General features: G+C 68.6%; 13 protein-coding genes. 3 read left to right on the top strand and 10 right to left on the bottom strand.

Translation table 11 applies throughout. The annotated features are described in order from the left end of the window. Positions 1 to 49 precede the first annotated feature (49 nt). From JYG32_RS16150 to JYG32_RS16115, 8 genes are all read right to left on the bottom strand, one after another. Positions 50 to 2,080: a sensor histidine kinase gene (locus JYG32_RS16150; RefSeq protein ID WP_213264086.1), complete on the bottom strand. Its 2,031-nt coding sequence runs from the start codon at positions 2,078 to 2,080 to the stop codon at positions 50 to 52. A 4-nt stretch (positions 2,081 to 2,084) separates the two neighbouring features. Continuing rightward, positions 2,085 to 3,374 (bottom strand): dicarboxylate/amino acid:cation symporter, encoded by a 1,290-nt coding sequence (locus JYG32_RS16145; RefSeq protein ID WP_213264085.1) that lies wholly within the window; start codon positions 3,372 to 3,374, stop codon positions 2,085 to 2,087. A gap of 352 nt (positions 3,375 to 3,726) precedes the next feature. Further along, positions 3,727 to 5,412, bottom strand: coding sequence for a cation acetate symporter (locus JYG32_RS16140; protein ID WP_213264084.1), 1,686 nt, complete (start codon positions 5,410 to 5,412; stop codon positions 3,727 to 3,729). Positions 5,413 to 5,423: 11 nt separating this feature from the next. Beyond that, positions 5,424 to 5,729, bottom strand: coding sequence for a DUF485 domain-containing protein (locus JYG32_RS16135; protein ID WP_174383709.1), 306 nt, complete (start codon positions 5,727 to 5,729; stop codon positions 5,424 to 5,426). A 240-nt stretch (positions 5,730 to 5,969) separates the two neighbouring features. Next, complete coding sequence (locus JYG32_RS16130; RefSeq protein ID WP_213264083.1) at positions 5,970 to 7,175, bottom strand: CaiB/BaiF CoA transferase family protein; 1,206 nt, start codon at positions 7,173 to 7,175, stop codon at positions 5,970 to 5,972. 30 nt (positions 7,176 to 7,205) lie between these two features. Beyond that, entirely contained in the window at positions 7,206 to 8,354 is a 1,149-nt protein-coding gene (locus tag JYG32_RS16125) for an acyl-CoA dehydrogenase family protein (protein WP_174383711.1), read from the bottom strand. 14 nt (positions 8,355 to 8,368) lie between these two features. Next, positions 8,369 to 9,577, bottom strand: coding sequence for an acyl-CoA dehydrogenase family protein (locus JYG32_RS16120; protein WP_213264082.1), 1,209 nt, complete (start codon positions 9,575 to 9,577; stop codon positions 8,369 to 8,371). Between the two features lie 29 nt (positions 9,578 to 9,606). Beyond that, positions 9,607 to 11,748, bottom strand: a complete 2,142-nt coding sequence (locus JYG32_RS16115; protein WP_213264081.1) for a 3-hydroxyacyl-CoA dehydrogenase NAD-binding domain-containing protein — start codon at positions 11,746 to 11,748, stop codon at positions 9,607 to 9,609. Positions 11,749 to 12,010: 262 nt separating this feature from the next. Here JYG32_RS16115 and JYG32_RS16110 point away from each other — a divergent pair, with 262 nt between their 5' ends. The 3 genes from JYG32_RS16110 (at position 12,011) to JYG32_RS16100 (ending at position 16,999) form a co-directional block, all read left to right on the top strand. Then, complete coding sequence (locus JYG32_RS16110; protein WP_047899118.1) at positions 12,011 to 12,973, top strand: LysR family transcriptional regulator; 963 nt, start codon at positions 12,011 to 12,013, stop codon at positions 12,971 to 12,973. 79 nt (positions 12,974 to 13,052) lie between these two features. Then, on the top strand, positions 13,053 to 14,927 hold the full coding sequence (gene ggt / locus JYG32_RS16105) for a gamma-glutamyltransferase (RefSeq protein ID WP_213264080.1): 1,875 nt from the start codon (positions 13,053 to 13,055) through the stop codon (positions 14,925 to 14,927). A 311-nt stretch (positions 14,928 to 15,238) separates the two neighbouring features. Next, entirely contained in the window at positions 15,239 to 16,999 is a 1,761-nt protein-coding gene (locus JYG32_RS16100; protein WP_213264079.1) for a YadA family autotransporter adhesin, read from the top strand. A gap of 153 nt (positions 17,000 to 17,152) precedes the next feature. Here JYG32_RS16100 and JYG32_RS16095 read toward each other — a convergent pair whose 3' ends face one another. Together JYG32_RS16095 and JYG32_RS16090 are read right to left on the bottom strand one after the other, a co-directional pair. Next, positions 17,153 to 18,127: an ABC transporter permease subunit gene (locus tag JYG32_RS16095; RefSeq protein WP_213265441.1), complete on the bottom strand. Its 975-nt coding sequence runs from the start codon at positions 18,125 to 18,127 to the stop codon at positions 17,153 to 17,155. Next, positions 18,127 to 18,924 (bottom strand): taurine ABC transporter ATP-binding protein, encoded by a 798-nt coding sequence (locus JYG32_RS16090; RefSeq protein WP_213264078.1) that lies wholly within the window; start codon positions 18,922 to 18,924, stop codon positions 18,127 to 18,129. Before JYG32_RS16090 ends, JYG32_RS16095 begins: the two co-directional genes overlap by 1 nt. Between the last annotated feature and the right edge of the window lie 30 nt (positions 18,925 to 18,954).

The raw sequence follows: 18,954 nt of genomic DNA, 5'->3' as shown, positions 1-18,954 counted from the left end.
CGCACGGCGGCGTTGATGCCGGTCGTTCGCCGACCGGGCCTGCGGCGGGCTAATGCGAGCCCGCCGGCTCGGACACGGAGTCCGGATGATGCGTGCGCGCGCGCCGCAGCGTCAAGACGAACAGCGCGCCGCCCGACGGTGCGTTGCGCGCGGTCAGCGCACCGCCCGCGTCGCTCGCGATCGACGACGAGATCGCGAGGCCGAGCCCGAGCCCGCGCCCCATTTCCTTGGTCGTGAAGAACGGCTCGAACAGGCGCGGCAACAGGTCGGGCGCGATGCCGGGGCCGTTGTCGCGCACCTCGACCGCGAGCGTCGCGGCCGATACCGCGATCGTCACTTCGATGGCAGGCGCCGCGATGCCCGCGACCGCGTCGAGCGCGTTGCCGAGCAGGTTGATCAGCACCTGCTCGAGGCGCAGGTCCTCGCAACGCGCGACGAGCTCGGGATAGTCGCGCGCCAGGTCGAGCGGCGTGTCCCGCTGCGACCTCCGTTGGTCGTCGTGCGCGGGCGATACGGTCGCGTCCTGCAGCGTCAGCGTCAGCGTGAGCGCGACGCCGCGCAGGCGATCGCCGAGCAGCGCCAGCACGCTGCGCAGCGCACGCACGACGAGCGCCCGCTCGTTGCGCGGCTTCGCCCGGCCGACGAACAGCTTCAACTGGTTCGTGATCTTGCCCATCCGCTCGGTGAGCGCGGCGATCGCCTCGAGGTTCTCGCGCGCGGCCGCCTGCTCGCCGCGATCGAGCAGCACGCGCGTGTTGTCCGAGAAGCTGCGCAGCGCCGCGAGCGGCTGGTTCAGTTCGTGCGTGATGCCGGCCGCCATCTGGCCGAGCGCGGCGAGCTTGCTCGCCTGGATCAATTCGTCGTGCGCGGCGCGCAAATCCTGCTCCGCGCGGATCCGGTCGCCGACCTCCTTCTGCAATTGCTCGTTCGCTTCCGACAGGTCGGCCGTGCGCTCCTCGACGCGCCGGTTCAGCTCCGCGTACGCCTGCTGCAGCAGCGCGCGGCCGCGGATCATTTCGCGCACGCGCGCGCGGCGCATCCGCCAGTAGAACGCGAGCAGCGCGACCGACACGAAACCGAAGCCCGTGACGATCGTCGCGTTGCGCGCATCGGTGTCGACGGGCGCGATCGGCGCGAGCGTGACGAGCAGCCAGTCGGGCTCGCCGATCCGCCGCTTGCTGGCCAGGAAGCGCGGCGCGCGCCGGCCCGGGCCGAGCCGCACGATCTCCGCATCGGCGCCGAGCGTCTGCTCGATGCGCAGCGGCAGCGGCGTGACGGGCTGCTGCGCGTACTGGCGCGTCTCGTAGATCGACGCGGCAACGGGCCCGGTCAACGGCCGCAGCGTGTGGTACTTCCACGCGGGCACCGACGACAGGAACACGACGCCGTGATCGTCCGCGACGACGAGCGGCTCGGACGCATCGGCGCCCTGGAACCATTCGAGATTGAGCTTCACGACGACGACGCCCGCGATCTTGCCGTCGCGCCACACGGGCTGCGAGATGTAGTAGCCGGGATCGCGCGAGATCGTGCCGATCCCGAAGAAGCGGCCGACCTGGCCATTCATCGCGTCGAGGAAATACGGGCGGAAACGGTATTCGATCCCGACGAAGCTGTCGGGCGCGCGCCAGTTGCTGGCGGCGACGCACAGGCCGTCCGCGCCGATCACGTAGGTGACGGTCGCGTGCGCGTGTTCGTTGAGATCTTCGAGATAGCGGTTGACGCGCGCGGTGTAGTCGCCGCGCTTCGGCTCGGCGAGCAGGTCCTGCACATACGGATGGCTGCCGAGCAGATAAGGCAGCGATTCGTAGCGGTCGAGGGTGCTCTTGAGCGCGTTGGTGGTGCGGTCGACGCGCACCGCGGCGTTGCGCTGCAGCTCGGCGACGCCGCGTTGCCAGGTAATCGTCCACGTCAGCGCGCACGCCGCGACGAGCGCGGCGGCAAGCACGACGAGGATGAGCAGGCGGCGCGTCACGGTCGAGGCTTCCTGGCGATGCGGATCGCCTATTGTGTCATAGGCCTCCGGATTGCCGCCGCGTGCCGCGCCGCCGGCGGGCGGTGCCGCCGCCTGCTCCTTCATGATGTCAGACGCCGGCCGTCTCGGTCGCCGCGACCTCGCCGCCGCCCTTCAGCGCCTGGCGCAGCTTGTTGCGGTCCAGCTCCTTCTCCCACGCGGACACGACGACCGTCGCGACGCCGTTGCCGACGATGTTGGTCAGCGCGCGGCATTCGCTCATGAAACGGTCGATGCCGAGGATCAGCACCATGCCCGACAGCGGGATCGTCGGCACGACGGCCAGCGTCGCGGCGAGCGTGATGAAGCCCGCGCCCGTCACGCCGCTCGCGCCCTTCGACGTCAGCATCGCGACCGCGAGCAGCGTGAGCTGCTGCATCCACGTCAGTTCGATGTTGGTCGCCTGTGCGATGAACAGCACGGCCATCGTCATGTAGATGTTGGTGCCGTCGAGGTTGAACGAATAGCCGGTCGGCACGACGAGCCCGACGACCGAACGCGAGCAGCCGGCCTTCTCGAGCTTTTCCATCAGCTGCGGCAGCGCGGCTTCCGACGAGCTCGTGCCGAGCACGATCAGCAGCTCTTCCTTGATGTAGGACACGAAGCGGATGATCGAGAAGCCCGTGAAGCGCGCGATCGCGCCGAGCACGACGAGCACGAACACGACCGACGTCAGGTAGAACGTGCCGATCAGCTTGAGCAGCGGAACCAGCGAGCCGACGCCGTACTTGCCGATCGTGAACGCCATCGCGCCGAACGCGCCGATCGGTGCCAGCTTCGTGACGATGTGCACGATGCCGAACAGCACGCGCGTGAGCCCGTCGATGAAGTCGGTAACGACCTTGCCGCGCTCGCCGAGGTGCGCGAGCACGCTGCCGAACAGCAGCGCGATCAGCAGGATCTGCAGGATTTCGCCCTGCGCGAACGCATCGACCATCGTGTTCGGGATGATGTGCATCAGGAAGTCGACCGTCGACTGCCCGTGCGCCTTCGCCGCGTACGACGCGACTTCCTTGCCGTTCAGCGTCGCCGGATCGATGTTGAAGCCGACGCCCGGACGCAGGATGTGCGTGGCCGCGAGGCCGAGCAGCAGCGCGAAGGTCGACACGATCTCGAAGTACAGCAGCGCCTTGCCGCCGACGCGGCCCACCTTCTTCATGTCCTCCATGCCGGCGATGCCGGTGACGACCGTACAGAAGATGATCGGACCGATCACCATCTTGATCAGCTTGATGAACCCGTCGCCGAGCGGCTTCATGTCGGTGGCGAGCGCCGGGTAGTAGTGGCCGAGGATCACGCCGACGATGATGGCGAAGATCACCTGCACATAGAGCACTTTGTAGAAGGGTTTCTTCTTCACGATGGTTCCTGCTGAAGTAGATGAGCCGGTGGAAACGGCGTCACGCGCGCGGGCGAATGTCAGGGGAAAAGCATTCGCCCGCGCGGCTGCCGTGCCGCAACAAGCGATGCCTCAGGACATCCGGAAGGGGAGGAAGGCAGTGGTCATCGATTGTCTCCTTGGTTTAATAGTCAGGCCGAGTGGGCGGCCGTGCGCTTTATATCGCAAGGTCGATGCCAGGTTTCCGTGACCCCTCAAACCATTGTTTTCATTGTATTTCTCATAATGCGGCAGGCAAGGAAATCCGGGATTCCGGATTTCCGGAAAATATCCGTCCGGCGATCCGGACGGATGCGTGCTTTGATCAGACGAATCAGTGCTGCACGGCCTCACCGGCCAGCAGGCCCGTCTGCGCGTAGAACTCCTGCTGCGCGAACGCGTCGCGCTCGCGCCGCGCGCGCTCGCCGCGATCCGCGAGCGAGCCGACGACGATCCCGATGAACGCGAGCGGCACCGACACGAGCGCCGGGTTGTCGAGGAACACCGGCGCGTGCGCGTGGTGCAGCACGTCGACCCACACCGACTTCGACAGCACCGTGAGCGCCACCGCCGACACGAGACCGAGGCCGCCGCCGAGCACCGCGCCGCGCGTCGTCATCCCGCGCCAGAAGATCGACATCGCGAGCACCGGGAAATTCGCGCTCGCGGCCACCGCCGCGACGAGCCCGACCATGAACGCGACGTTCACGTGCTCGAACAGGATCGACAGCCCGATCGCGACGGCCGACAGCACGATCGTCGCCGCGCGCGAGATGCGCATCTCCAGGCGCTCGTCGGGCTTGCCGCGCGCCCACATCTGCGCATACAGGTCGTGCGAGATCGTCGTTGCGCCGGCGAGCGTCAGGCCCGCGACCACCGCGAGGATCGTCGCGAACGTGACGGCCGCGATAAAGCCGTAGAACCAGTTCCCGCCGACCGCCTGCGCGAGCTTCACCGCGACCATGTTCGAGCCGCCGAGCAGGTCGTGAGTCAGGTTGAACGTGCCGTTGGCGCCGAGCTTGAAGAACTCGGGATGCTGCGCGAGCAGCACGATCGCCGAGAAGCCGATCACGAAGGTCAGCAGGTAGAAGTAGCCGATGAAGCCGGTCGCGTAGAGCACCGACTTGCGCGCCTCCTTCGCGTTCGGCACCGTGAAGAAGCGCATCAGGATGTGCGGGAAACCGGCCGTGCCGAACATCAGCGCGATGCCGAGCGACAGCGCGTTGGCCGGATCGCGGATCAGCTTGCCGGGCCCCATGATGCCGAGCGCGCCCGGATGCACGGCCACCGCGCGGCGGAACATCTCGTCGATGCTGAAGCCGAATTCGCCGAGCGCGAGCAGCACGAGCAACGTCGCGCCGCACAGCAGCAGCACGGCCTTGATCACCTGCACCCAGGTGGTCGCGGTCATCCCGCCGAAGAACACGTAGACGACCATCAGCACGCCGACGATCAGCTCGGCCGTGCCGTACGACAGCCCGAACAAAAGCTGGATCAGCTTGCCCGCGCCGACCATCTGCACGACGAGGTACAGCACGACGATCGTCAGCGCGTTCGCGGAGGTCAGCAGCCGGATCGGCCGCTGCGCGAAGCGGTACGCGACGACGTCGACGAACGTGAACTTGCCGAGGTTGCGCAGCGGTTCGGCGATCAGGAACATCACGAACGGCCAGCCGACGAGAAAGCCGATCGAATAGATGAGCCCGTCGAAGCCGAACATGAACACCATCCCGGACAGCCCGAGGAACGACGCGGCCGACATGTAGTCGCCCGCGATCGCGAGCCCGTTCTGCAGCCCGGTGATGCCGCCGCCGGCCGTGTAGAAGTCGCGTGTCGAGCGCGTGCGGCGCGCGGCCCAGCGCGTGAGCGCGAGCGTCGCGAACACGAACGCGAAGAACATCCCGATCGCGACCGGGTTCAGTTCGACCTTGTCGGGCATCGGGCCCGCGACGGATACCGCGTGGGCGGCGGAGGAAACGAGAACGGCAAGCGCGCCGAGCGCGATCGATGTGCGTCGCATGTCGGCCTCCGTCACGAACTTTGCAGGATCGCGTCGACCCGGCGGTCGAACGCACGATTCGCGCGCAGCACGTAGCACGCGGTCAGGCCGATTGCGACCAGGATGATCGCGACGCCCGCGGCGATCCCGACCGTCGTCGTCGCGCCGCGGTACAGCGGCGTCGCGAGCACATGCGGCGCGAGCGCGACGAGCAGGATGAAGCCGTAGTACGTGGCGATCATCAGCGCCGTCAGCGTGAAGCTGAAGCGGCGCCGCGCGCGCACGAGTTGCTGGTAGTCGCGGCGCGCCGTGACCGATTCGATGACGGAAAGCTCCATGGTGTCTCCTGTCGACCAGAGTTAGCGCTTTAGCGGTTACTCGGGTCCCATGCTTTGCGGTCGACCAGAGTTAGCGCTTTAGCGGTTACTCGGGTCCCATGCTTCGCGGTCGACCCGAGTTGGCGCTTCAGCGCTTACTCCAGTCCCCGCAGGGCAATCTCCTCGTCGTTTCGCGAGAAGTGTCTTGTGGATGGCCGGCGCGTGATCCCATCCGCCCGCGCCGCGGCGGCAAAAACCGCGTTACACGATGCGATCCGCACGCAGCCGCGCGACCTCGTCGGCCGACATCCCGAGCCAGCCGCCGAGCACCGCGTCCGTATCCGCGCCCAGCACGGGCGGCGCGCCGCGCACCGGCAGCCGCGCGCCGTCGAAGCGATACGGCGGCGCGAGCACGTCGACGTCGCCCGCGACCGGATGCGGCTGCCGCGTGACGAGCCCCGCGCTGGTCGCCCGCTCGGACGTCAGCGCTTCGTGCAGTCCGAGCACTTCGCCGCACGGAATGCCCTCGTCCGCAAGCACGGCAAGCAGCGTCGCGCGCGACCGGCGTGCGAGTTCGCGGCGAATCTCGGGCAGCAGATCGGCGCGATTCTCCGAGCGGCCGAGATTGGTCTTGTAGCGCGCGTCGGCGGCGAGGTCGGGCCGCTCGATCACATCGCAAAAGCGCGCGAACTGCGTGTTGTTGCCGACCGTGATCACGAGCGGGCCGTCGGCCGCGTCGAACACGCCGTACGGCACGATCGACGGATGCGCGTTGCCGTAGCGCGGCGGGTCCTCGCCCATCAGCAGCGCGTCGAGCCCGTAGTACGCGGTGATCATCAGCCCGCAGTCGAACAGCGCCATCTCGATGCGCCGCCCGCGCCCGGTCGCATGGCGCTCGTACAGCGCGGCGAGGATCGCCTGCGCCGAATACATGCCGGTGAACAGGTCGACCGCCGCGACGCCGAACTTCAGCGGCGGCTGGCCGGCTTCGCCGTTCAGTGCCATCAGCCCGGCCTCGCCCTGCACGACGAGGTCGTAGCCGGGCCGCGCGGCCTCGGCGCCCGAACGGTCGTAGCCCGAGATCGCGCAGTGCACGAGGCGCGGGTTCAGTTCGGCCAGCGCGTCGCAGCCGAGGCCGAGCTTTTCCGCGCCGCCGAACTTGAAGTTGTGGATCACCACGTCGGCCTGCGCGGCCAGCTCGCGCGCGATGCGCTGCCCGGCCTCGGTCTGCAGGTCCAGGCAGATCGAACGCTTGCTGCGATTCACACTGTTGAAGTAGGTCGTCTCGGTATTGCCGATCCGCAGCCCCCAGTCGCGCGTGTCGTCGCCGCGCGCCGGATGCTCGACCTTGATCACTTCCGCGCCGAAATCGGCGAGCACCATCGCGCACCACGGGCCCGCGAGCACGCGCGAGAAATCGAGCACCTTCACGCCGGCCAGCGGCAATGCGCGCGGTTCGTTCGTCATCCTTGTCTCCTCCATTCGCGCTATGCGCTTTTACTGTTTCGACAGCGCGATGTAGCGCGCGAGATGGTGATCCTCGTCGCCGAGCTGGTGATCGATCATCACGAGGCGCTTCGCGTAATGCGACAGCGGCAGCTCCCACGTCATCCCGATCCCGCCGTGCAACTGGATGCTCTCCTCGGCGACGAGCGTGCCGATCCGGCCGATGCTGACCTTCGCCGCCGCGAGCGCGCGTTCGCGCACCGCGCGCGGCGCATCGAGCTGCGCGGCCGCGTTGATCACGGCCGAGCGCGCCTGCTCGACTTCGAGCAGCAGGTCGGCCATCCGGTGCTGCAGCGCCTGGAAACTCCCGATCGGCATACCGAACTGCTTGCGCGTGCGCAGGTATTCGAGCGTGTGTTCCTTCGCGACGTCCATCGCGCCGAGCGCCTCCGCCGACAGCGCGAGCAGCCCGTAGCCGAGCACGCGTTCGAGCAGCGCCGCGCCCGCTTCGCCGTCGTGATCGCCGCCCGCCTCGCCGAGCGCGGCATCGGCCGGCAGCGCGACGCGATCGAAGCGCACCTCGGCCGCGCGGCCGCCATCGATCTTCCTGTAGTCGCGCAGCGATACGCCCGGCGCATCGGCCGGCACGACGAACAGGCCGATGCCGGCCGCATCGTCGTCGTGACCGGACGTGCGTGCGCTGACGACGAAGAACGCCGCCTGCGCGGCCTGGTCGACGACGCCCTTCGCGCCGGTCAGCACCCAGCCGTCGCCCGAGCGTTCGGCACGCGTGCGCACGGTCGTCAGTTCGTAGTGCGAGCCCGGCTCGTCGTGCGCGAACGCGGCGCTCGCGCTGCCGTCGATCAGCGCCGCGAGCTTCTCGCGATGCGCATCGCCACCGGCGAGCGACAGCGCGCGGCCCGCGAGCAGCGCGCCGAGGAACGGCTCGACGACGAGCCCGCGCCCGAGGCATTCGAACACCACGGCAATGTCGAAGCCCGCGCCGCCGAAGCCGCCGTCGGCCTCGGGAAACAGCGCGCCGACCGTGCCGAGTTCAGCGAAGCGCTGCCACATCGCGCGATCGAAGCCTTCGGCCGACTGCGCGATGCGATCGCGCACCGGGAACGCGTACTGTTCGGCGATGAAGCGGTTCAACGTGTCCGCCAGCATCCGGCGGTCTTCTGTGTGCTGGAAATCCATCGTCGCGTCCCTCGTTACAGCCCGAGCATCATCTTCGCGATGATGTTCTTCTGGATCTCGTTCGAGCCGCCGAAGATCGACAGCTTGCGGTTGTTGAAGTACTGCTGCGCGGCGCTCGCGGCTTCGTCCGGGCCGACCGGTTCGCCGTCGTAGTCCGCATCGAGCGCTTCGTCGACGAACGGCTGCGCGTACGGCCCCATTGCGCGCCGCATCAGCGACGCGATCTCCTGGCGGATCTGCGTGCCGCGGATCTTCAGCATCGAACTTTCCGCGCCCGGCGCGCCGCCGCCCGCGACCGCGGCCAGCACGCGCAGGTTGGTCGTGCGCATGTTCTCGAGCTCGATCTCGACGCGCGCGACGCGCGCCGCGAAGAGCGGATCGTCCGCGAGCGGCTTGCCGTTCTTCGTCACCTTCGCGGCGACCGCGCGCAACCGGTCGAGCGCGGCCGTCGAGAAGCCGATCCCGGCGATGTTGGTGCGCTCGTACGTGAGCAGGAATTTCGCGTAGGTCCAGCCGCGGTTCTCCTCGCCGACGAGGTTTTCCGCCGGCACGCGCACGTCGGTAAAGAACACCTCGTTCACCTCGTGCTCGCCGTCGAGCGTGATGATCGGGCGCACGTCGACGCCCGGCGTGTTCATGTCGATCAGCAGGAAGCTGATGCCTTCCTGCTTGCGCACGTCGGTCGCGGTGCGCACGAGGCAGAAGATCATGTTCGCGTAGTGGCCGAGCGTGGTCCACGTCTTCTGGCCGTTCACGATGTAGTGCTCGCCCTGCGCGTCGATTCCGCGCACCGCGCTCGTCTTCACCGCTGCGAGATCGGAACCGGCGCCCGGCTCCGAGTAGCCCTGGCACCACCAGTCGGTGCCGTCGAGGATGCGCGGCAGCCAGCGGCGCTTTTGCGCTTCGTTGCCGTACTTGATCAGCACGGGGCCGAGCATGTTCACGCCGAACGGCACGATGCGCGGCGCACCGGCGAGCGCGCATTCGTTGTCGAACAGGAACTTCTGCGCGACGCTCCAGCCGGGGCCGCCGTATTCGCGCGGCCAGTGGCTCGCGAGCCAGCCGCGCGCGTTGAGTGTCGCGTGCCATTCGCGCATGTCGTCGCGCGTGAGGTGCAGGCCGCCCTTCACCTTGCGCGCGATGCGCTCGGGCAGTTCGGCTTGCAGGAAGCGCTGCACTTGCGTGCGGAAGGCTTCCTCTTCGGGAGTGAAATCGAGGTCCATCTTCGGTCCGTTGCGAATGCGGTTGGCGTTCAGTCGATGCGGTTCAGGCTCGCGAAATCCGCGCCCCGCGCGACGAGTTCGACGATCAGCGGCGACGGTTTCCAGAACAGCGGATCCTCCTTCGCGAACGCGCGGATATCGGCGAGCACGTTCGCGAGGCCGACCGTGTCCGCGTAGTGCATCGGGCCGCCGCGATAGCGCGGAAAGCCGTAGCCGTACAGGAACACCGCGTCGACATCGAGCGGGCGCAGCGCGATCTTCTCGTGCACGACGTTCGCGCCTTCGTTGATCATCGCGGCGAGGTAGCGGCGCAGGATCTCGTCGTCGGTGAACGTGCGCGGCGTAATGCCCTTCTTCGCGCGCTCTTCCGAAACGATCGCTTCGACTTCCGGGTCCGGCGTGCCGACGCGCGCGCCGTCCGGATACAGGTAGTAGCCGCGCGACGTCTTCTGCCCGAACCAGCCGCGCTCGCACAGCCGGTCGGAAATCTCCACGTAGCGCGCGCGCGGATCGCGCGTCGCCGCGCGGCGCTTGCGGGTCGCCCAGCCGATGTCGCCGCCCGCGAGATCGACGACCTGGAACGGCCCCATCGGGAAGCCGAATTCGCGCACCGCGTGATCGATCCGGTACGGCGACGCGCCGTCTTCCATCAGGTAGTCGGCGGCCGTGCGATAGACGGCGAGGATCCGGTTGCCAATGAAGCCGTCGCATACGCCCGCGCGCACCGGTGTCTTCTTCAACTGCCTGGCCAGCGCGAACGCGGTCGCGACGACATCCGCGCTCACGCGCGCCGGCACGACGATCTCGAGCAGCTTCATCACGTTGGCCGGCGAGAAGAAATGCAGGCCGATCACGTCGGCCGGCCGGTCGATGCTCGCGGCCAGTTCGTCGATGTCGAGATACGACGTGTTGGTCGCCAGCACCGCGCCCGGTTTGCAGACACGCGCCAGCTCGGCGAACACGGCCTTCTTCACGGCCATGTCCTCGAACACGGCCTCGATCACCACGTCGGCCTGCGCAAGCGCGTCGTACGACGTGCTGCCCTTGAAGCGTGCGAGCCGCGCCGCGTGCGCGGCCGGCGTCATCCGCCCTTTCGCGACGAGGCCGTCGTACACCTTCTCGACGTGCGCGCGACCGCGCGCGAGCGACGCTTCGTCGCGTTCGATCATCGTCACCGGCAGCCCGGCGTCGAGCGCCGCGACCGCGATGCCCGCGCCCATCGTGCCGCCGCCGACCACGCCGATCCGCTCGACCGGCCGCGCGCTCGCGCGCCGCGCCTCGGGCGCCTTCGCCGCTTCGCGCTCCGCGAAGAACGCATGCACGAGGCCCGCACGCTGCGGGCTGTCGATGCACTGCAGGAACAGGCTGCGCTCGAGCTTCATCCCCGCATCGAACGACTGCGTGAGCGCGGCCTCGACCGCTTCGACGATCTTCGCCGGCGAGAACAGCCCGCGCGACTTCTTCGGCAGTTCCGCGCGCGCCGCGTCGATCGCGGCCTGCGCGGCCGCGCGATCGGCGAGCCCCTGCGCATCGCGCGTGCGGCGCACCGGTGCGCCGAGCGACACGAGTTCCTGCGCATACGCGAGACCTTCGGCGAGCGTGTCGTCGCTGTGCGCGACGCGGTCGACGAGGCCGAGCGCGAGCGCTTCTTCGGCGCTCGCGTGACGGCCCGTCAGCATCAGGTCGAGCGCGGCCTTCGCGCCGATCAGGCGCGGCGCGCGCTGCGTGCCGCCCGCGCCGGGCAGCAGGCCGAGCGTGACTTCGGGCAGCCCGAGCTTCGCGCCAGGCACCGCAAGCCGGTAATGTGCGGCCAGCGCGACTTCGAGCCCGCCGCCGAGCGTCGCGCCGTGCAGCGCGACCACGACCGGCTTCGTGCCCGATTCGATCCGCTCGCACACATCGGGCAGCGACGGCGGCACCGGCGGCTTGCCGAATTCGCGGATGTCGGCGCCCGCGATGAAGTTGCGGCCGGCGCCGACGATCAGCACCGCGCGGATCGCGTCGTCGGCCTGCGCGGCGTCGAGCGCGTCGGCCAGGCCACGGCGCACGTCGGCCGACAACGCGTTGACGGGCGGGTGGTCGATCGTGACGACGAGCACCTTGTCGCGTCGCTCGCGCGTGACCGTGCCGGCGGGGGTTGCGGGAGAAGTAGAGGTGGTGGGTGAATTCATCGTGTCTCCTGTCGGCCCGGGCGCATGCGTGGGCGCGTATGCGGGCCGCATGCGTTGCGGTCTGTCCGCCGGGCGGCCGGCGCCTGCTGCGACGCCGGTCCCGCGCCGCGCGGGAAACAATCCGGCATTACGCCGGGCATGCCCCCGATTCTCGATTGATCGAGATTCATTGACAATTCCCTCTCGCCTTTACAAGCTGTCAAGTCTGACTTGACACTGAATGCTTTCCAACCGTTAAACGGGACGGATCATGAGCGAACGCATGGACCTGAACGCGCTGACGCTGCTCGTCGAAATCCTCGACGCCGGCAATCTCAGCAAGGCCGCGCAGCGGCTCAAGATGAGCCGCGCGAACGTCAGCTACCGGCTGAACCAGCTCGAGCGCTCGATCGGCCAGCAGCTCGTGCGGCGCACGACGCGGCGCATCGAGCCGACCGAGATCGGGCTGAAGCTGTACGAGCACGGCCGGCGCATCCGCAACGAACTGCTCGCCGCGGAGGAATCGGTGACGACGCTCGGCCAGGACCTGCAGGGCCGCGTGCGGCTGTCGGTGCCGAGCGGCTATGGGCAGATGGTGATGTCCGAATGGCTGCTCGCGTTCAAGCGGCTGCACCCGGGCATCGTGCTCGACGTCGTATTCGAGAATCGCGTGGAAGACCTGATGCGCGACGAGATCGACATCGCGGTGCGCGTGATGCCCGAGCCGCCGCAGAACCTCGTCGCACGCGACATGGGCGCGGTGCGCTACGTTGCGTGCGCGTCGGCCGCATTCGCGGCCGCGCACGGGATGCCCGCGAGCCTCGGCGCGCTGGCCGCCGCGCCGGTCGTCACCGCGACGGTGATGGGCCGCCAGCTCAGGATCGCCGCGTATCTCGGCGACGAACGCCACGAGGTGTTGCTCGAACCCACGCTGATTTCGGAGAACTTCCTGTTCCTGCGCCAGGCGATCCTCGCGGGGATCGGCGTCGGCATCGTGCCCGACTACGTGATGCAGGACGACATGCGGCGCGGCGCCGTCGTCACGTCGCTCGACGCATACCGGCTCAGCATCTTCGGCACGCACATGTACATGCTCTACATGCCGAACCGGCACCACACGCGCGCGACGTCGACGTTCATAGAGTTCATCCTCGAACAGGCCGGAAAGACCGGCCGGGGCGGGCCCGGCGGGATGCGTCAGGGTTTCCTGTCGGGTGACAATCCGCCGGCCGCGCGGCGACAATAGCGCGCCGGGGCCGGCAGCCCCGTTGCGCCCGCGCCAACGCCGCCGCCTCCTTCGAATTCACTGCTCTGCCGAGGGTTCAATGTTCGACCGGATTCGTCCGCATTCGCGTCCCTGGACGCTGCTCGCCGCCATCGCGCTCGTCGCGTTCAACGCCGGCTGCACGTCCCCGTCCACGCCGTCGGGCGCCGTCGTCCCGGTGGCCGCCGCGTCGGGTGCCGCCGTGCCGCTGCCCGGCTTCCATGCGCCCGAGCTGTCGTCCGGCTGGGTCGACAAGCCGGGCTGGACCTCGCAGCACAGCATGATCGCGGCCGCAAACCCGCTCGCGACGCAGGCCGGCTACGAGATGCTGAAGGCCGGCGGCACCGCGATCGACGCCGCGATCGCGACGCAGATGGTGCTCGCGCTCGTCGAGCCGCAATCGTCGGGGATCGGCGGCGGCGCGTTCATGCTGTACTTCGACGGCAAGGCGGCGCAGGCGTACGACGGCCGCGAAACCGCGCCGGCCGCCGCGACCGACCGCCTGTTCTACGGGCCGACCGGCCAGCCGATGGGCTTCTATGAAGGCGTCGTCGGCGGTCGCTCGGTCGGCGCGCCGGGCGTGCTGCGCATGCTCGACGCCGCGCACCGCGCGCACGGCAAGCTGCCGTGGCGCCGGCTGTTCCAGCCGGCGATCCGGCTCGCCGAGCACGGCTTCACGATCAGCCCGCGGCTCGCGATGCTGATCGCGAACGACAAGTACCTGAAGAACGACCCGGCCGCACGCGCGTACTTCTACAACCCGGACGGCACGCCGAAGGCGGCCGGCACGGTGCTGAAGAACCCGGCGCTCGCGACCGTGCTGCGCCAGGTCGCCGAGCACGGCGCGAACGCGTTCTATACCGGCGCGATCGCGCGCGACATCGTCACGAAGGTGCGCAAGCACCCGACCAATCCGGGCCTGCTGTCGCTCCAGGATCTCGCGCGCTACAAGGCGAAGGTGCGCACGCCGCTGTGCGCCGACTACCGGCGCTCGGTCGTCTGCGGGATGCCGCCGCCGTCGTCGGGCGGCCTCGCGATCGCGCAGATGCTCGGCATCCTCGAAGCGATGCCCGACTGGCAGCAGATCGGCGCGCAGAAGCCGGTGCGCAACGACGTCGGCTACGAGCCGACACCGTTCGCCGCGCACCTGTTCAGCGAAGCCGGGCGCCTCGCGTATGCGGACCGCGCGCGCTATGTCGCCGATCCCGATTTCGTGCCGCTGCCGGGCGGCAACTGGGCAAGCCTCACCGACAAGACCTATCTCGCGCAGCGCGCGCGGCTGATCGGCGACAACAGCATGGGCGTCGCGCAGGCCGGCACGCCGCAGGGCACGACGCTCGCGATGGCCGACGACCGCAGCCCCGAATTGCCGTCGACGTCAGACATCGCGATCGTCGACCGCTACGGGCAGGCGCTGTCGATGACGACGAGCATCGAGGATGCGTTCGGCTCGCGGCTGATGGTGCGCGGCTTCATGCTGAACAACCAGCTCACCGATTTCTCGTTCGTGTCGAACGACAACGGCCGGCCGGTCGCGAACCGCGTGCAGCCCGGCAAGCGGCCGCGCTCGGCGATGTCGCCGGAGCTCGTGTTCGACAAGAAGACGAAGCAGGTGACGATGATCGTCGGCTCGGCCGGCGGCCCCGCGATCATCAATCACGTCGCGAAGACGCTGGTCGGCGTGCTCGACTGGGGGATGACGATGCAGCAGGCGATCGCGCTGCCGAACTTCGGGTCGACGAACGGGCCGACGCAGCTCGAGCGCGGCCGCGTGTCGGACGCGCTCGCCGAAGGGCTGAAGGGCCGCGGGCACGACGTGCAGGTCGTCGAAATGAACTCGGGGCTGCAGGGGATCCAGCGTCTGAACGTGCAGGGGCAGACGGTGTGGTTCGGCGGCGCGGATCCGCGGCGCGAAGGGATCGCGATGGGGGATTGAGCGAGTCCATGCGCGACGGCGCGACGACATTTTGACTCGGCCGACGCGCGTCGGCCGCTTCCTGTTTACGCGTCTTGTCCAATGACGACATCTCGATCGATACGTGATGTCCTGTCCCATACCACCAACTTCAATTTCGTAACTGTCTGATCGACGGGACATCAGCCGCTCCGTATAGTCGCTGACTCACGTCTCGGTCATTCGATCCCGGCGTGCAGTTCGCAGGCAACGGTACAACGTCCCGTTGCCGATGAAGCACATCGGCATTGACCGTCCGAATGCATAAAATCAATCATTCAGGACTACGATTCATGATTCACCTCCTTGCCATACCCTCCGGCAACGCACGCCCGCACAGTTCGACAAAACGGCAACGCCGGGTGTCCGCCCGCCTGTCCGTGCTGGCCCTCTCGACCGCCGCGTTCTTGCCCGGCTACAGCCATGCCGCCGATCTCGTTCTCGACTACCTGATCATCAAAAGCAGCATCGGCGATAATCCGACCGCATCGGGTGCCGGCTCGATCGCCATCGGGCCCGGCGCGAAGGCGAACGGCGAGACCGGCGGCGACTACTCGGCGATCGCGATCGGCGCGCAGTCCGTCGCCGACGGGCGGTCCACCGTCGCCGTCGGCGAACGAGCGAACGTTCACGGCGATCGCTCGAGCGCGCTCGGCGTCTCGTCGAACGTCAACGCGAACCGCGCCCTCGCGCTCGGAGCGGACGCGACGGTCACCGCACACGACGCGGTCGCGCTGGGGCAGGGCAGCACCGCCGATCGGGCGAACACCGTGTCGATCGGAAAAACAGGCAACGAGCGCCAGCTCGTCAATCTCCGCGCCGGCACGCGCGACACCGATGCGACCAACCTGTCGCAACTCAAGCCCGTCGTCGAGGCGCTTGGCGGCGACGCCACGATCAACGCGGACGGGTCCGTGCGCGGCCCGAGCTACAAGATCGACGGCCAGACCTTCACCAATGTCGGCAGCGCGCTGACGAACCTCGACGGGCGCGTCTCGACGACCGAAACCGACGTCAAGTCGATCCGCTACGACGTCAACGATCTAGGCACACGGCTCGACAACGGCACGACCGGCCTCGTTCGGCAGGACCCGGCGAGTCTCGCGATCTCGATCGGCGCCGACAAAGGCGGCACGTCCGTCAGCGTCGCCGGCGCGAACGGCACGCGCACGCTGACCGGGCTGTCGAACGGCACCGGCGATACCGACGCCGTGACGGTCGCGCAGCTCAAGGCGGCCGGCCTGATCGACCCGAATGGCAAGCCGCTCGGCGCGATCGTGTACGACGACCTGACGCTCGGTAGCGCGACGCTCGGCGGTGTCGGCGGCACCTTGCTCAACAACGTCAGGGGAGGCGCAATTGCAGCGGGCAGCATGCAGGCCGTCAACGGTGGGCAACTCTTTGCGATGGAGCAGAAATTCCAGAACAGCGTCGATTCACTGAATTCTCGTCTGACGAATGTCGAGCAGAACGGCACCGGCGTCAAACCGCCAACGGGCGAGCATGGCAACCAGTTGGCACAGCTCGGCGACGGCTCCGGAGCGACCGGATCGAATTCGATGGCACTCGGCCAGAACTCGACCGCATCCGGCAATGGCGGTGTCGCGATCGGGAACAATGCGAAGGCATCGGGCAATAATTCGGTCGCGCTCGGCGCGAATTCCGTCGCCGATCGCGACGATACGGTGTCCGTCGGCGCGCCTGGGCAGGAACGGCAGATCACCAACGTCAAGGCCGGCACCGCGCCGACCGATGCCGTGAACGTGCAGCAGTTGAACGACCAGATCAGCAGCGTTAGATCCGACATCGATCACTACCGGCGCGACGCGAGCGGCGGCATCGCGTCCGCCGTCGCGATCGCGAACCTGCCGCAGGCGTCGCTGGCGGGCGAAAGCATGGTATCGATTGCCGGCGGCACGTACAGCGGTCAGTCGGCCGTCGCGTTCGGTCTGTCGACCGCTACCCGAAACGGTCGCTGGGTCGTCAAGGCGTCCGGGTCGACCAATACACGAGGCACCGTGGCAGTCGGCGCCGGCGCAGGCTATCGCTGGTAAGCCGTTGCGGCATTGCCGACAGCATCATTCAGAACGGGCCGGGTTTCGATCGACACGAAACCTGGCCCGTTCCGTTCGCGCCCCCTGTCCGCTCATCGACGTCACGCCCCGCGCCATACACCCTGCGTACACTACCCGCGCGCCGTGCCGCCCCTATCCTCTCCCCTTCCACGGCGCCACCCGCCGCTCGACCCACCGCATCGCGAGATCGAACAGCCACGCGATCGCGCCGATGATCAGGATGCCCATCACGACGATATCCGTGCGCAGGAAGCTCGACGCATTCAGCACCATCTGCCCGAGCCCGGCCGTCGCGGCGACCATCTCGGCCGCGACGAGCGTCGTCCAGCCGAACCCGATCGCGATCCGCAGCCCCGTGAGAATTTCCGGCAGCGCGGCGGGCAGCACGACATGGCGCACGATCTGCGCGAAGCTGCCGCCGAGCGAATACGCGGCGTTGATCTGCTCGACCGTCGCCGCACGCACGCCGGCGCGTGCAGCCATCGCGATCGGCGCGAAGCACGCGAGGAAGATCACGACGAGCTTCGCGGTTTCGTCGATGCCGAACCAGATCACGACGAGCGGCAGGTACGCGAGCGGCGGCAGCGGCCGGTAGAACTCCAGCAGCGGATCGAACACGCCGCGCGCGATGCGGCTCACGCCCATCAGGATGCCGGCCGGCACGCCGATCGCGGTCGCGAGCAGGAACGCACCGAACACGCGCGCGGCACTCCACAGCAGATGCTCGGACAGCGGCAGGCCGCCCTGGATGCGGCCGTGCCACGCGTCGACGAACGCCGCCCACACGGCCTCCGGCGCGGGCAGGAACAGCGGCGGCAGCCACTGGCGATGCGTCGCGACCCACCACAGCACGGCCAGCGACGCGACCGTCGCCGCGCTCAGCCCGGCCGTCTTCCCCTGCCCCGGCAACCGGTAACGGTGCGATGGACGAGGGGCGCGCACGACGCGTGCGGCCGCCTGGCGCCGCGTCGTGCGCTCTTCCGGCTCGAAACCCGCGGCCGTACGATCGGCCGCCCACGAATCCTGCGTGCTCATGTTGTCCTGCCTGGTCAAAGTGCTGTTCCGGCCGCGCCCGACGGCCACGCCCTGCCGCGCGAACTCGCGCATCACGCGGGCTCCGCGACCGCCTCGTCGCGATGCAGGTACGCGATCAGCCGCTCACGCCACGCGATGAAGTCCGACGACGACTTCACGGCGCGCGCATCGCGCGATTCGACGTAGCGGCGCGCGAACGGCAATTCGAAGGTTTCCGCGATCCGGCCGGGGCCCGGCGTCATCACGACGAGACGCGTCGCGAGGAACAGCGCCTCCTCGACGTCGTGCGTGATGAAGAACACCGTCTTGCCGGTGCGCGCCCAGACGTCGAGCACGAGCGCCTGCATCGTGCCGCGCGTCATCGCGTCGAGCGCGCCCATCGGCTCGTCCATCAGCAGCACGCGCGGGTCGCTCGCGAGCGCACGCGCGATGCCGACACGCTGCTGCATCCCGCCCGACAGCTCGTACACGCGCGCATGCGCATGCTTGTCGAGCCCGACCAGCGCGAGCATTTCGCGCGCCCGCGCTTCGCGCTCGGCCTTCGACACGCGCGCGAAACGCAGCCCGAGCGCGACGTTGTCGAGCACGTCCAGCCACGGCAACAGCGCATATTTCTGGAACACGACGCCGCGATCGGCACCGGGGCCCGTGACCGGCACGCCGTCGACGCGCACGTCGCCGGTCGTCGGCGCGACGAAGCCGGCCATGCAGTTCAGCAGCGTCGTCTTTCCGCACCCGGATGCGCCGAGCGCGACGACGAATTCACCGGCATCGATGCGCAGGTCGACGCGCGCGAGCGCCTGCGTCGTCGGCCGTCCGCGCTCGCCGGGATAGGCAACCGATACCTGACGAACTTCCAGCGTGCTCATGATCGAGGGCTCCGCAATAAATCACCGCGC

Source organism: Burkholderia pyrrocinia, from assembly GCF_018417535.1.
Taxonomy (GTDB): domain Bacteria; phylum Pseudomonadota; class Gammaproteobacteria; order Burkholderiales; family Burkholderiaceae; genus Burkholderia; species Burkholderia pyrrocinia_E.
The sequence above is the reverse complement of the archived record's forward strand: the minus strand, read 5'-3'. Positions and strand labels throughout refer to the sequence as shown.

Coding starts and splice junctions, on each gene's coding strand:
- JYG32_RS16090 (WP_213264078.1), bottom strand. CDS start 18,924: ATGAGCACGCTGGAAGTTCGTCAGGTATCGGTTGCCTATCCCGGCGAG.
- JYG32_RS16100 (WP_213264079.1), top strand. CDS start 15,239: ATGATTCACCTCCTTGCCATACCCTCCGGCAACGCACGCCCGCACAGT.
- JYG32_RS16130 (WP_213264083.1), bottom strand. CDS start 7,175: ATGACGAACGAACCGCGCGCATTGCCGCTGGCCGGCGTGAAGGTGCTC.
- JYG32_RS16095 (WP_213265441.1), bottom strand. CDS start 18,127: ATGCGCGAGTTCGCGCGGCAGGGCGTGGCCGTCGGGCGCGGCCGGAAC.
- JYG32_RS16110 (WP_047899118.1), top strand. CDS start 12,011: ATGGACCTGAACGCGCTGACGCTGCTCGTCGAAATCCTCGACGCCGGC.
- ggt (WP_213264080.1), top strand. CDS start 13,053: ATGTTCGACCGGATTCGTCCGCATTCGCGTCCCTGGACGCTGCTCGCC.
- JYG32_RS16150 (WP_213264086.1), bottom strand. CDS start 2,080: ATGAAGGAGCAGGCGGCGGCACCGCCCGCCGGCGGCGCGGCACGCGGC.
- JYG32_RS16120 (WP_213264082.1), bottom strand. CDS start 9,577: ATGGACCTCGATTTCACTCCCGAAGAGGAAGCCTTCCGCACGCAAGTG.
- JYG32_RS16115 (WP_213264081.1), bottom strand. CDS start 11,748: ATGAATTCACCCACCACCTCTACTTCTCCCGCAACCCCCGCCGGCACG.
- JYG32_RS16140 (WP_213264084.1), bottom strand. CDS start 5,412: ATGCGACGCACATCGATCGCGCTCGGCGCGCTTGCCGTTCTCGTTTCC.
- JYG32_RS16125 (WP_174383711.1), bottom strand. CDS start 8,354: ATGGATTTCCAGCACACAGAAGACCGCCGGATGCTGGCGGACACGTTG.
- JYG32_RS16135 (WP_174383709.1), bottom strand. CDS start 5,729: ATGGAGCTTTCCGTCATCGAATCGGTCACGGCGCGCCGCGACTACCAG.